This window comes from Nocardia sp. 852002-51101_SCH5132738 (assembly GCF_001665695.1).
GTDB lineage: Bacteria > Actinomycetota > Actinomycetes > Mycobacteriales > Mycobacteriaceae > Nocardia > Nocardia nova.
Genome location: NZ_LZML01000202.1, coordinates 101,607 through 114,806, shown reverse-complemented (window position 1 = coordinate 114,806; position 13,200 = coordinate 101,607). Strand labels below are relative to the sequence as shown.

Annotated in this window: 11 protein-coding genes and 1 pseudogene; 9 read left to right on the top strand and 3 right to left on the bottom strand. The window is 68.1% G+C overall.

Annotation, left to right across the window (positions count from 1 at the left end; translation table 11 throughout):
• Positions 1 to 112: 112 nt before the first annotated feature.
• On the top strand, positions 113 to 1,918 hold the full coding sequence (locus tag A5789_RS31875) for a thiamine pyrophosphate-requiring protein (RefSeq protein ID WP_063013972.1): 1,806 nt from the start codon (positions 113 to 115) through the stop codon (positions 1,916 to 1,918).
• Between the two features lie 18 nt (positions 1,919 to 1,936).
• On the opposite strand, the gene A5789_RS37075 is transcribed toward A5789_RS31875, so the two are convergent.
• Positions 1,937 to 2,086, bottom strand: coding sequence for a hypothetical protein (locus A5789_RS37075; RefSeq protein WP_156511336.1), 150 nt, complete (start codon positions 2,084 to 2,086; stop codon positions 1,937 to 1,939).
• Positions 2,087 to 2,366: 280 nt separating this feature from the next.
• Between A5789_RS37075 and A5789_RS31870 the strand changes: the two genes are divergently transcribed.
• The 7 genes from A5789_RS31870 to A5789_RS31840 all read left to right on the top strand — a co-directional run bounded on the left by A5789_RS31870 (position 2,367) and on the right by A5789_RS31840 (position 10,038).
• The gene (locus tag A5789_RS31870) at positions 2,367 to 3,590 is read left to right on the top strand and encodes a cytochrome P450 (protein ID WP_231509120.1); all 1,224 of its coding nucleotides are present in this window, start codon (positions 2,367 to 2,369) and stop codon (positions 3,588 to 3,590) included.
• Between the two features lie 69 nt (positions 3,591 to 3,659).
• The gene (locus A5789_RS31865) at positions 3,660 to 4,580 is read left to right on the top strand and encodes an SDR family NAD(P)-dependent oxidoreductase (protein ID WP_063013970.1); all 921 of its coding nucleotides are present in this window, start codon (positions 3,660 to 3,662) and stop codon (positions 4,578 to 4,580) included.
• 49 nt (positions 4,581 to 4,629) lie between these two features.
• A complete protein-coding gene (locus A5789_RS31860) occupies positions 4,630 to 5,643 on the top strand; it encodes a TIGR03617 family F420-dependent LLM class oxidoreductase (RefSeq protein ID WP_064904761.1) in 1,014 nt (337 codons plus the stop codon).
• A gap of 121 nt (positions 5,644 to 5,764) precedes the next feature.
• Positions 5,765 to 7,417, top strand: a complete 1,653-nt coding sequence (locus A5789_RS31855) for an MFS transporter (RefSeq protein ID WP_064904764.1) — start codon at positions 5,765 to 5,767, stop codon at positions 7,415 to 7,417.
• A 52-nt stretch (positions 7,418 to 7,469) separates the two neighbouring features.
• Positions 7,470 to 8,291 carry a mycofactocin-coupled SDR family oxidoreductase gene (locus tag A5789_RS31850; RefSeq protein WP_063013964.1) on the top strand — a complete coding sequence of 274 codons (822 nt, stop codon included), beginning with the start codon at positions 7,470 to 7,472 and terminating at the stop codon, positions 8,289 to 8,291.
• A gap of 19 nt (positions 8,292 to 8,310) precedes the next feature.
• On the top strand, positions 8,311 to 8,751 hold the full coding sequence (locus A5789_RS31845; protein WP_064904766.1) for a hypothetical protein: 441 nt from the start codon (positions 8,311 to 8,313) through the stop codon (positions 8,749 to 8,751).
• Between the two features lie 15 nt (positions 8,752 to 8,766).
• Positions 8,767 to 10,038, top strand: a complete 1,272-nt coding sequence (locus A5789_RS31840; RefSeq protein ID WP_064904768.1) for a cytochrome P450 — start codon at positions 8,767 to 8,769, stop codon at positions 10,036 to 10,038.
• An 11-nt stretch (positions 10,039 to 10,049) separates the two neighbouring features.
• On the opposite strand, the gene A5789_RS31835 is transcribed toward A5789_RS31840, so the two are convergent.
• The gene (locus A5789_RS31835; RefSeq protein WP_063013962.1) at positions 10,050 to 10,619 is read right to left on the bottom strand and encodes a TetR/AcrR family transcriptional regulator; all 570 of its coding nucleotides are present in this window, start codon (positions 10,617 to 10,619) and stop codon (positions 10,050 to 10,052) included.
• Between the two features lie 289 nt (positions 10,620 to 10,908).
• Between A5789_RS31835 and A5789_RS31830 the strand changes: the two are divergent.
• Positions 10,909 to 12,506, top strand: a pseudogene (locus A5789_RS31830) (GMC oxidoreductase).
• On the opposite strand, the gene A5789_RS31825 reads toward A5789_RS31830, so the two are convergent.
• Entirely contained in the window at positions 12,499 to 13,152 is a 654-nt protein-coding gene (locus A5789_RS31825; protein ID WP_063013955.1) for a TetR/AcrR family transcriptional regulator, read from the bottom strand. The pseudogene A5789_RS31830 and the gene A5789_RS31825 sit on opposite strands and share 8 nt — an antisense overlap.
• Between the last annotated feature and the right edge of the window lie 48 nt (positions 13,153 to 13,200).

The window sequence follows — 13,200 nt, the reverse complement described above, 5'->3', positions numbered from 1 at the left end:
GCGATCGGGCCGGTCGGCCGCGGTTGAGTTCGACTACCGCGGGTACCCGCCCGGCGACCAGGGCACGCAGGGCAATTCCCGTGGGATCGACCCGGACAGGACAGGAGAGGATATGGCGCAACAGGTTGGTGACTATGTCGTGGCCCGGCTCAACGAGTGGGGCGTGAAACAAGTTTTCGCCTATCCCGGTGACGGCATCAACGGCTTGGTCGCCGCCTTCGGCCGCACCGAGGACCGGCCGACGTTCGTGCAGGCCCGGCACGAGGAGATGGCGGCGTTCCAGGCCACCGGATACGCCAAGTTCAGCGGGCACGTCGGTGTCTGCATGGCCACGTCCGGTCCGGGCGCGGTCCATCTGCTCAACGGCCTCTACGACGCGAAGCTGGACCATGTGCCGGTGGTGGCGATCATCGGGCAGACCGCGCGCAGCGCGATGGGCGGCAGCTACCAGCAGGAGATCGACCTGCAGAGCCTGTACAAGGACGTGGCCTCCGAATATCTGGTCGAGGTGAACGTCGCCGAACAGCTGCCCAACGCGCTCGACCGCGCGTTCCGCACGGCGTGGACCCGGCGCGCGCCCACCGCGGTGATCATTCCGGCGGATCTGCAGGAGGAAAGCTACGAACCGCCGCAGCACGAATTCAAGCAGGTGCCGTCGAGCCCGCCCGCCGAGATGCATTCGGTGGTCGTGCCCGCGCGCGCGGAGATCGAGCGCGCCGCGGAGGTGATCAGCGCCGGTTCCAAGGTGGCGATCCTGGTCGGCCAGGGTGCCCGCTCGGCCGCGCGCGAGGTGACCGAACTCGCCGAGATCACCGGCGCCGGGGTCGCCAAGGCGCTGCTCGGCAAGGATGTGCTGCCCGACGACCTGCCCTTCGTCACCGGTCCGATCGGGTTGCTCGGCACCCGCCCCAGTTACGAGCTGATGCGCGACTGCGACACCCTGGTGATCGTCGGTTCCAACTTCCCCTACAGCCAGTTCCTGCCCCCGCTGGATCAGGCCCGGGCGGTGCAGATCGATATCGACGGCACCATGATCGGCATGCGGTATCCGACGGAGGTCAATCTGGTCGGTGACGCGAAAGCCACTCTGGCCGAGCTGATTCCGCTGCTGAAGCCGGTCGGTGACCGGTCCTGGCGCGAGACCGTGGAGTCGAATGTGGCGCGGTGGTGGGAAACCGTCGAACGGCAGTCGACGCTGGCCGCGAAACCGGTCAACCCGATGCGAGTGGTCTGGGAACTGTCGCAACAGATTCCGGACAACACCATCGTCACGGCCGATTCCGGATCGTCGACCAACTGGTACGCGCGGTGCCTGAAGTTCCGCGGCAGCATGCGGGGGTCGCTGTCGGGAACGCTGGCCACCATGGGCCCCGGCGTGCCGTACGCGATCGGCGCCAAATTCGCCCATCCGGACCGGCCGGTGATCGCACTCGTCGGTGACGGCGCGATGCAGATGAACGGGCTGGCCGAGCTGATCACCATCGCGCGCTACGCCGAACGCTGGGACGACAAGCGACTGGTGGTGTGCGTCTTCCACAACAACGACCTCAACCAGGTGACCTGGGAACTGCGGTCCATGGGCGGTTCACCGAAATTCGAGGATTCCCAATCGCTTCCGGACATTTCGTACGCCGACGCGGCGCGCTGTTTCGGACTCGCGGCGATCGAGGTCGACGATCCGGAGCAGCTGGCCGGGGCCTGGGAACGCGCCCTGTCCGCCGACCGGCCGACGCTGCTGGACGTGCGCTGTGATCCCGAGGTGCCGCCGATCCCGCCGCACGCCACCTGGGATCAGATGAAGGCGACTGCCGAAGCGGTGCTGCGTGGCGATCCGAACGCCTGGCATCTGGTCGCGCAGGGCATGAAGACGAAGGCACAGGAGTTCCTGCCGGGCGGTCGCTCGGACGACGACCGATGAGTTCGGCCGCGCGCGGGCCTACTCGCGCGCGGCATCCCAATCGGTCAGCGAATGCCTGGCTTGCCGTAGCGCGCACCGGAACCGCTCGCGGTCGGCGCCCGGTGCCACGCTGTCGAACAGGCCGGCCGCCACCGCCGCCACGACCGCGATGATCAGCAGAGTTGTCATAGTGGTCAGTCTGCGACGACCGGCCACGAAGCGACAGAGCCAATACCACATCACTGGCCCGGAAGCCGGGCGTCGGCCACGTAGCCGATGCCCGGCTTCCGCTGCGCAACCGGCACGCCGGTAGGTATCATCAGCCCCCGTACCTCAAATTATGGTTCGGTCCAACGCTTTTGGCTTCACGATGGTGGCGGCTGCCGCCGTCGTCGTCCACCACGACCGTTTGGAGTTGTCTTCTGTGACCACGCCGCATTCGCTGGAATCGTCGTCGAACAGGTGCCCCGTGGCACACAATTCACCGATCGCCCCGGACGGACCGCGTGTTCCCATCTACACCGAGGAATTCGCCGCCGACCCGCGCGGCGGATACGACCGCATGCGCGGCCACCACCGCTCCTTCGCTCCGATCGAGCTCGCCCCCGGCGTGCCGGCGACACTGGTGATCGGCTATCAGGCCGCCCTCGGCATTCTCAACGATCCCGAGCATTTCCCGGCCGACCCGCGTACCTGGCAGCGCACCGTACCGGCCGACAGCCCGATTCTGCCGATGCTCGAGTGGCGCCCGAATGCGTTGCGCAACACGGGTCCCGAGCATGCGCGTTTTCGCGCCGCCAACGTCGCGGCCATCGATGGGGTGGATCTGCACACGGTGCACACGGTCGTCGAGCAGATCGCGATGCCGCTGATCAACTCCTTCAGCGCCGACGGCCACGCCGATCTGCTGACCCAGTACATCCATCCGCTGGTGTCGGCCAACCTGAACACGATGCTGGGCATCGAACCGGATATCGCCGAGCGGGTCGCGGCCGGGATGGCCGCCATCTTCGACGCGACCGGCGACGCGGCCGCGGGCAACCGGATGCTGGCCGCCGCACTGCAGGAACATACCGATCGCAAGCGCGCCTACCCGGGCGACGACATCACCTCGCGGCTGATCGCGCACGACAGCGGTCTCGACGACGAGGAGGTCATCAACCAGCTGGTCAGCCTGTTCGGCGCCGGGATCGAACCGCAGGTGCATCTGGTCGCCAACGCCCTGCTGCTGATGATGACCGACGAACGGTTCTCCGGAAGCCTGCTCGGTGGCGCCCTGACCACCCGCGACGCGCTGGACTGGGTGTTGTTCAACAATCCCCCGCTGGTGAACTACTGCGCGAGCTATCCGCGGCAGCCGATGCTCGTCGAGGACGTGTGGCTGCCCGCGCATCAGCCGGTGCTGATCGGCATCGCGGCCTGCAACAACGATCCGCAGGTGCGCGAGGGCGACCGCAACGGGAACCGCTCCCATCTGTCGTGGGGCGCCGGGCCGCACGCCTGCCCGGCCCGGCAGATCGGCTATCTGGTCGCCCAGGACGCCGTCGACCAGCTCCTGGACGCGCTGCCGGATATCGAGCTGGCCGTGCCGGTGAACGAACTCCGCTGGCGCCCAGGGCCTTTCCACCGCGCCCTGACCGCCCTCCCGGTCACCTTCCCGCCCTCGCCGCCATTGCGCGGCGCGCTCGGCTAGCGGTGCCACGACGGCGGACCGCCGATCCGCTGCCGGGCGCACAAGCCGCGCGCGAGCTACCGTCGTGGCATGCACACCCTCGTGATGACCGGCGCGACACGTGGAATCGGCCGGATCGCCGCCCGGGAGATCCTGCGCCTCGCACCCGATACCCGCCTGCTGGTGCTGGCGCGCGGCGCGTCCGGCCCACAGGTGTGCGCGGAATTGTCCGGTGCGGGATACGCGGCCTCGCATGTGGAGGCCGACCTCGCGTCGCTGGCCGGGATCCGTTCGGCGGCGCGGCGAATCCACGACATGCTCGATCGCGGCGAGGTGCCGCCGCTGGCCGGATTCGTCGGCAATGCCGGCATCCAGTACACCGACGCGACCATCGCGACCGAGGACGGACTCGAGGCCACCTTCGCCGTCAACGTCGTGGCCAACCACCTGCTGCTGCGCCTGCTCGGCGACCGCTTCGTCGTGCCGTCGCGGATCGTGATCACCGTCAGCGACACCCATTTCGGCGATCTGCGGCACAACTTGGGCATGGTGCCCGGCCCGGTGTGGCACTCCCCCGATGTGCTGGCCCACCCCGGCGCCTTCGCCGATCCGTCGAGTACGGCAGCGGGCCGCACCGCGTACTCGACGAGCAAACTCGCCATGATCTATCTGGTGCACGAGTACGCACGCCGACTTCCTGCCGGAGTCGAGATCCTTTCCTACAACCCGGGTTTCGTCCCCGGCACGGAATTGACCCGCAACGCCGGCCGCCTGGAGCGCTTCGCCGCCCGCCGCCTCGCCCGCGCGCTCACCTGGACCCCGCTGGCGAGCACGCCGAAGACCGCCGGCCGGCGCCTCGCCGCGGTGGTCACCGGATCCGTCCCGGCCGAGTCCGGCAGTTACATCGATCGCCACCGGGTCACCGAGTCCTCACCCGAGTCCTACGATCCGGCTCGCGAACGCGAGGTGTGGGAGTGCGCCGAACGTCTCACCGCTGCGCATCCGGACTGAGCCGCTTCCCCTTCCGCTAGCGTGATGCCACCGAACGGAAGGATCACCGGTGAAAGTGCATCTGCAGGTGGAGGGTTCGCCACTGCGCGCCCGCGAGAGCGCCCGGGCGATCGCCGCGCTCGGCGCCGACGGCATCTTCTCCTTCGAGGGCCCGCACGACGTCTTCGTGCCGCTGGTTCTCGCCGCCACGGAGACCGATCTGCGGCTGATGACCAATGTCGCCATCGCCGGCCCGCGCAGTCCGCTGCACCTGGCGCACACCGCCTACGATCTGCAGGCGCTCAGCGGAGGGCGGTTCCGGCTGGGATTGGGGTCGCAGATCCGGGTGCACATCGAGAAGCGCTACGGCAGCCGGTGGGAACGCCCGGCCCGGCGCACGGGTGAATCGGTGGCGGCGGTGAAGGCCATCCTCGCGGCGTGGGAAGGTCACGCGCCCTTGGATTTCCGGGGCGAGTTCTTCACCCACACGCTGATGCCGCCGACGTTCGATCCCGGCCCCAATCCGTTCGGCCCGCCGCCGGTGCTGATGGGCGCGCTGGGACCGGTGATGACCCGCACCGCCGCCGAGGTGGCCGACGGGCTGCTGGTCATGCCGTTCAACAGTGCCACTCATTTCACCGGGCGCACGGTACCGGCGCTGCGGCGCGGGCTGGCCGAATCCGGGCGCACGCTCGACGACTTCGAGGTGGTCGCCCAGGCCATGGTCGCGCTCGGCCGCACCGCACCCGAACTGGCCGCCGCCGTCGACGCGGTCGCGCGGCTCATCGCCTTCTACGCGTCCACTCCGGCCTACCGCCCGGTCCTCGACGCCGAGGGCTGGGGTGAGCTGCAACCCGAACTCAACGCCCTGTCCAAACAGGGCCGCTACGCCGAGATGCGGGCGCTGATCACCGAGCCCATGGTCCGCACCCTCGCGCTGGTCGGCTCTCCCGCCGACTGTGCGGCCCAGGCTCACGCCCGCTTCGGCGAGTACGCCCGCGACATCTGCTGTTACTTCCCGGGTTATGACCCCGCGACCGACGACGTGGCCGAATTCGTGGGCCGGTTGCAGTCCGCGCGATAACGGTCAGAAATCTACTTCTCATTTATTGGAAACTGGATTCTCACATGTCTATTATGTGATTCACCGCACTCAGGCCGCAGCGAGCCGACGCACGGGTGGCGGTGAAGGAGAAGAACTACCCATGGCAACCGCGACCACCAGCGTCGAAAGCCCCGATGACAACGACACCGGACGCCTGGAAAACGCCTCCACGCTCCGTGTCGTCCTCATCATCGTGGCGATCGTCGCGAGCACCGAGATCGTCCCGTTCCATTTCACGTTCATCAGTCTCAGCGCCCGCTTCATCGGTGAATCCTTCCCGGAGCAGAACGCCGGCCAGCTCACCTGGCTGACCACGCTGTACTCACTGATCGGCGGCGTAGCGGTACCGGTCTTCGGCAAATTGTCCGATCTGGTCGGCAAGAAGAAGATCATCCTGTTCTGCCTGTTGCTGTCGATCATCGGCTGCCTCATCGACGCCCTGACCTCGAACTGGGTGCTGATGCTGCTCGGCCGCGGACTGCAGGGGCTGGCCTTCCCGGCGATCTTCGTGTCCTACGGTCTGATCCGCGATCTCGCGCCGCGCCGCCACCTGAACATGGCGATCGCGCTCGCGGGCGGCGGCACCGGTGTGGGCGCGATCCTGGGCCCGCTGATCGGCGGCATCCTCACCGACCACTACAGCTGGCGTTCACTGTTCTGGTTCTGCGTGATCTGGACCGTGGTGACGATCCTGCCGCTGGCACTGTTCGTGCCCGAGACCAAGCTGCGCGCCAAGGTCAAGATCGACCTGCTCGGCGCGGTGCTGCTCGGCGCCGGCATCGCCGGCGTGCTCATCTATCTCAGCAACGGCGCCACCTGGGGCTGGGGCGAGCTGTCGGCGCTGGCCTGGCTCATCGGCGGCGTGGTCCTGCTGGTGGCCTTCTACGTCTGGGAGCTGATCACCCCGGAACCGATCATGGATCCGAAGTTGTTGCGCGCCCCGCGGTTCGCCGGCATCCTCGCCGCGGCGTTCTTGTCCGTGGGTGTCATGCAGGGCCTGTCGTATGCGATGGGCTATCTCGCGGAGACACCCGGCGGAGCCGACGGTGAGGCGATCAAGAAGCAGATCGTCGACGGCGCGGCCGCCGAGGCCGCCAAGCAGGCCTCCGAACAGATGCATATCAAGGTTCCCACATCGGCTGTCACGCAATACTTCTCGGTGGAGGGCACGCTGCCCGGTTTCGGTCTGACGCTGTTGCAGTTCACCGTGCAGGCCATGCTGGGCCTGGCGCTGGTGTACGTGCTCGTCGCCCCGCTGTGCGGCTGGATGTCGACCCGGATCGGATTGCTCAAGCCCTATCTCGCCTCGACCATCGCGTTCGTGATCGGATGTCTGCTGTTCGCCCGCTTCCACGACAGCGTGTGGCAGATGGCGCTGATCGCGCTGATCATCGGTGTCGGTGCGGGAGCATATCTGGGCACCCTGCCCAATATGGTGGTGGAGGCGGTGCCACAGGAACAGCAGGGCATCAGCGCCGGAATGTACGGAGCCTTCAACAGTTTCGGCACCGCGGCCGCCACCGCCGCCGTCGCGGCGGTCATGTCGGCCAACCCGCTGATTCTGCACATCAACGCCCCCGGACACGTCGAGGAACGTAAACTGAACACCGGTCCGCTGGCGCAGCTTCCGGACGGTGCCGCCTATACGAACATCTTCTACGTGTTCGCCGCCGCGTCCGCCGTGGCCTTCGTCCTGGCACTGGTGTTGCTGCGCTACTACAACCGGCCGAGTACCGGAGGTACCGCCCACTGAATCGACACCCGTTCTCGCCGCAGCCATTCCGCATCGGGCCACAGGAGGGCACGTGACCGGCAGACTCACCGACCGGGTCGCATTCATCACCGGGGCCGCCCGTGGGCAGGGCCGCGCGCACGCGGTGCGAATGGCGCGCGAGGGCGCCGACATCATCGCCGTCGACATCGCGGGACCGCTACCGCCCTGCGTCCCTTACGATTCCGCGACCGGCGCGGATCTGGCCGAGACGGTCCGCCTCGTGGAGGCGACCGGCCGGCGGATCCGCGCCGCGGCGGTCGACACCCGCGACCTCGACGGTATGCGCAAGGCCGTCGACGAGGGGGTGAGTGAATTCGGCCGGCTCGACGTGGTGGTGGCCAACGCCGGGATCGCGGTCCCGGAACCGTGGGATGCGATCACCCCGCAGTCCTTCCGCGACGTCATCGACATCAATGTGACGGGCACGTGGAATACCGTGGCCGTCGCGGCGCCGCACATCGTCGAGGGTGGGCGCGGCGGGTCGATCGTGTTGATCAGTTCGGCGGCGGGGATCAAGATGCAGCCGTTCATGGTGCACTACACCGCCGGCAAACACGCGGTCACCGGGATGGCCCGCGCGCTGGCGGCCGAACTCGGCCCGCACGCCATCCGCGTGAACAGCGTGCATCCGGGGCCGGTGAATTCGGCGATGGGCACCGGCGAGATGGTGACCCGGCTGGGCGCCGCCATGGAAACCAATCCGCAACTGGCCCACATGATGACGCCCTTTCTGCCGACATGGGTACTCGAACCCGAGGACGTCGCCGATACCGTCTGCTGGCTGGCCTCCGACGAATCCCGGTATCTCACCGCGGCGGCGATCCCGGTGGACCAGGGCAGCACGCAGTACTGAAGTGGTTGGGAGAGAACAGATGAGCGACTTCGACAGCACCGTACCGACCCCGCGGCTCGCCGCGGCGCTGTGCATCGCGGCGCACCTGCTCGGCGACGAGGTGCGCGCCGTCCTGCTGCACAGCCCGCGCCCGGTCTTCCTGTTCTATCTGGCCCAGACCTTCGACCAGTTGGCGGACGATCTGGCCTCGGGCCGCCCGCCCGGTCCGGCGACCCCGGCCCAGCAGCTGTGCCTGCATCTGATGCTGGCCCACGCCGAAGCGCAGGTGCCGGCCCACGATCTGGCCCGGGCCCGGCATCGGCTGTTGCGCCACGACACCGGCGACATCTTGGCCGAGGTGCGCGCGGTCGCCGGAAAGTCCGGTGGCAGCTACGATTTCATCGCGCTGGGCGACGTCCTGGCCGCCGGCGGGATGGGTGCCTTCTTCGCACCGTTCGAATCGTCCGACCTGGCCGCCTGACAACCGGCGTCCCCGATGTCCGCCGATCGACCGGGCGCGTCCCGGCGCAGCTTCCACGAGCTCGATATCTCCGATTCCACGTTCTGGCGCAACAACTTCCGCACCCGTGACCGGACCTTCGCGACGTTGCGATCGGAACCGGGCCTGAGCTGGCATCCGCCCGTCGAGTCGATCTTCCCGCACGAGGAGCGCGGCTACTGGGCCGTCACCCGCCATGCCGATATCCAGCACATCAGCCGCCATCCGGAGATCTTCTGTTCCCGGATGGGCATCAGCATGGATCCGATGCCGGCCGAGATGCAACGCGCCATCTCGTTCTTCCTGACGATGGATCCACCCGAACACACGCGATACCGCAAACTGATCAGCTCGGCGTTCACCCCGAAACAGGTGCGCCGCATCGAATCTCAGATCCGCGCCAACGCGGCCGTCGTGGTCGACGAACTCCTCGCCGACCTGCGGGCCGACGGCACCGTCGACTTCGCCGCAACCTACGCCAAGAGGCTGCCGATGCGCACCATCTCCGACATGATCGGACTGGAGCCGGCAGACCGGGAACCGGTGGCCTTCGCCGTCGAAAGCCTGTTCAGCACGACCGACGAGGAATACGCGAGCCTGGCCGAACGCGCCCCGCACCTGATGAGGCAGCTGGCGGTGCTCACCGGGGCGGGCATCGATCTCGCGCGGCGCCGGCGCGAGCGGCCGCGGGAGGATCTGATGTCCGGGATCGTCGCCGCCGAGGTCGACGGGCACCGCCTCAGCGACGAGGAGATCGGCGCGTTCACGGTGCTGCTCGGCTCTGCCGGGAACGACACCACCAAACAGGCGAGTTCGCATGCCCTCGCCGCGCTGGCCGCACATCCCACGCAGCGGGCCTGGTTACTGGCGGATTTCGACGAGCGCATCGACGGCGCGGTCGAGGAATTCGTGCGCTGGGCGACGCCGGTGATGCATTTCGCGCGCCACGCGACCGTCGATACCGAGGTTGCCGGGACACCGGTCGCGGCAGGTGAGAAGCTGGTGTTGTTCTACTGTTCCGCCAATCGCGATGCCGCCGTTTTCGACCACCCGCACGCATTCGACCTCTCCCGCTCCCCCAATCCGCATGTGGGGTTCGGCGGTCCCGGCCCGCACTTCTGCCTGGGCAGGCAACTCGCGAAAATGGAACTGCGGCATCTGTTCCGGGAACTGCTGACCCGGCTGCCGGATTTCGACGTCGGCGAACCGGACTACGTGCACAGCGATTTCGTACACGGCATCAAGCGCCTGCCGCTCAGCCTGCGCTGACCAGCCGCACCTCAGTCGCCGGATTCGCGGCTGAGCCCGCGCATCAGCAGGCGCCAAGCGTGCCGCGCGGTGGCCCGGCGCGCCGGAAGTTCGGTTTTGATCAGCACGGCCGCCAGCATGGCCAGAGCCGTCACGACGTCTTCGGCGGTGAGTTCCGGTCGTAGCGAACCGCGCGAATCGGCATCGGCCAATTTGGCGCCGATCAGGTCGACGAGCCGGCGCGACACCTCGAACAGCCGGGGATCGTCGAAGCCGGTGGGGTCGATGGTGGCGATGAAGCCGGCCGAGACCGCGATCTGGTCGACGATGAAATCCAGCAGATCCACCGCCGTGGTCCCCGGCCGATCGGCCACCTCCTCGATCTCGACGATGTTGTCGTCGAACACCGCCAGGATCATCGATTCGCGGGTCGGGAAATGCCGGTACAGCACGCCCGGGCCCACTCCCGCCGCGCGGGCGATCGAGTTCATCGGAGCGTCGAAACCGTTCTCGGCGAACACCTCCCGCGCCGCGCGAACCAATGCCCGTCGGTTCGCCGCAGCTGCCTTCGGCCCTCGATTGGCCCGGGGTGACGCGGTCATCTGTCCGACGTTACCGCACGCGTGCCGCGACCCGGCATCGCGGACCGACGCCGACGCCGGAGCCCGGTGTCGTTCGGCGCGTACGGATTTCGCGATCGCGGAGTCTCGCGACCTCAACTGAAACAAGTTGCAGTTGACGAGACCGGCCGGGTCGTACAGACTGCGCTAGCAACCGGAGACAGTTGTCCGGTTGGATTCGGTCGCACCGGTCCGGCACGCACCCCGCTTTCGCGTCCGGAGCGAACCTCGCGACCGATATTACGTACCTGTAGGTCTTGATGGAGAGTGCATGCCCCCGATGAAGCGACGCTCCTTTCTGCTCGGCGCCACCACCGCCGGTCTGACTCTGGCCCCCGCGGCCACCGCGAGCGCCCAGCCCTGGATGACCACCGGGAGACGGCGCACGTCCGTCCCGCTGACCAGGGAAGATCATCGCGTCGTCATCATCGGTTCCGGATTCGGCGGCGGCGTCAGCGCGCTGCGGCTGGCCGAGGCCGGCGTCGACGTCCTGGTCCTCGAACGCGGGATGCGCTGGCGCACCGGCCCCGATGCCGACACCTTCCCGCATCCGTCGCGCCCGGACAAGCGCATGCTCTGGTACCGGTCCGCGCCGCAGGTGCTGGGCGTGCCGGTGGCGGTCGAGCCGTACACCGGCCTGCTGGAGGCCGTCGTCGGGGAGAACATGACCGCGGTCTGCGCCGCGGGCGTCGGCGGCGGCTCCCTGGTGTACCAGGGCATGACTTTGCAGCCCACCGAGGCGACCTTCGCCGCGGTCTTCCCTGCCGAACTCGACTACGCGCTGATGGCGCGTGAGCACTATCCGCGGGTGGCGCGGATGCTGGGCGCCGATGTCGCGCCCGACGAATTGATCGACAGCCCCACCTATCTGCCCTCCCGGGCGTTCGCGCGCAACGTCGGCGCAGCCGGCTACGAGCTGTCGAAGATCCCCATGCCGATCGATTGGAGCTTCGCGCTGCGCGAGGTGCGCGGCGAGATGAAACCGTCCTACATCAACGGCGACTGCGCGCTCGGGGTGAACAACGGCGGCAAACACTCCGTCGATGTCACCTATCTGGCGCGCGCCGAGGCCACGGGCCGCGCCACCGTGCGAACCCAGCACGAGGTCACCGATGTGGCGAGAACGCCCGGCGGCCGCTGGCAGATCAGCGTCGACCGGATCGATACCGCCGGACGGGTCGTCGAACAACTCGTCCTCACTGCGCAGGCGCTGATCATGGCCGCGGGCAGTATCAACACCACGAAGCTGCTGCTGCGGGCCGCCGCGAAGGGACAGATCCCGGATCTGCCCGACGGCCTCGGGGGCCAGTGGGGCAACAACGGCGACCGGATCTTCACCTGGACCAGCGCGACCGACGATTTCGGCACCGCCCAGGGCGGGCCGGTGGTCTACGGCAGCAAGGAGTGGGACGACCCGGCCGTCGCCAACACCGTGATCCAGGCGTCGATTCCGCCGACCGGCGTCGACGCGCATTCGACCATGCTGGTCGGATTCGGAATCACCGACGGCCGTGGACATCTCGCCTACGACGCGGCCACCGACGACGCGAAACTGTACTGGCCCGCCGATGCCGACGCCGCACTGCAGCGCGCATCGCCGCTCGTGTCCATGCCATCGCCGGACCCGGCAGTACGGTGCTCGACACCAATGCCGCGGCCCCGAGCACCTGGCATCCGCTGGGCGGCGCGCCGATGGGCACAGTGTGCGATCTGGAGGGCCGGGTCCACGGCACGCGCGGTCTCTACGTCCTCGACGGCGCATTGATTCCCGGCAGTACCGCGGCCTGCAATCCGTCGATGACCATCGCCGCGGTCGCCGAACGCGCCCTCGACCGGATCGTCGCCACCGATATCGGCACCGTCATCTGAGGCGCGGCACGCGCGCCTCGCCGCTGCGCCGCGCGGCCTCGGCTTCGATCCAGTCGCCGATCATGTGCGCCGTCATATCGATGGCCTCGCGGCGTTGCCGCTCGTCGAATTCGATGGCCGAGGCCCGCAGCACCGCGGAGAAGCCGGTATTGATGATGACGAAGGTCATCACGTCGTATTCGTGATCGTCCCCGGGGCCGAGTACCTGGATCAGCAGCACCTTGATCAGCAGCCGCAGCCGCGGCTCGAACTCCGGGATGCCGCTGCTGTAGAACTGCACCCCGGCGACGAGTGCCCGGACCAGGAGCGCATTGGCCACCAGTTCCTCGGCGATCGAGTTCAGCAGGCGGGCGGTCAGCTCGTGCATGGTGGCGTCCGAGCGGTCGAAAATGCTGTCGGTGGCGCGCTTTTCGATGTTCTCGAGCAGCCGCGCGAGCAGTTCCTCGACGATGACGGTGCGGTCGGAGAAGTAGCGGTACACCGTGCCGATACTCATCCCCGCCTCGGCGGCGATCCGGTTGGTCGAGGTGTTGGCGATCCCACGCTCACCGAACAGCCGGGCGGCGGTGTCGAGGATCTGCTCCCGGGTCGCCTTGGCGCGCTCCTGGGTGGGCCGGCGACGCTGCCCGGCGGCCTTCGACGCCATCACACACTCCTACCTAGTCTTCGCCCGAGGACCGAGCGTCGATCCTAG

Excerpts from the sequence above, each read along its gene's own strand:
- A5789_RS31875 (WP_063013972.1), top strand. The coding sequence starts at position 113 with ATGGCGCAACAGGTTGGTGACTATGTCGTGGCCCGGCTCAACGAGTGG.
- A5789_RS37075 (WP_156511336.1), bottom strand. The coding sequence starts at position 2,086 with ATGACAACTCTGCTGATCATCGCGGTCGTGGCGGCGGTGGCGGCCGGC.
- A5789_RS31865 (WP_063013970.1), top strand. The coding sequence starts at position 3,660 with ATGCACACCCTCGTGATGACCGGCGCGACACGTGGAATCGGCCGGATC.
- A5789_RS31855 (WP_064904764.1), top strand. The coding sequence starts at position 5,765 with ATGGCAACCGCGACCACCAGCGTCGAAAGCCCCGATGACAACGACACC.
- A5789_RS31845 (WP_064904766.1), top strand. The coding sequence starts at position 8,311 with ATGAGCGACTTCGACAGCACCGTACCGACCCCGCGGCTCGCCGCGGCG.
- A5789_RS31840 (WP_064904768.1), top strand. The coding sequence starts at position 8,767 with ATGTCCGCCGATCGACCGGGCGCGTCCCGGCGCAGCTTCCACGAGCTC.
- A5789_RS31835 (WP_063013962.1), bottom strand. The coding sequence starts at position 10,619 with ATGACCGCGTCACCCCGGGCCAATCGAGGGCCGAAGGCAGCTGCGGCG.
- A5789_RS31825 (WP_063013955.1), bottom strand. The coding sequence starts at position 13,152 with ATGGCGTCGAAGGCCGCCGGGCAGCGTCGCCGGCCCACCCAGGAGCGC.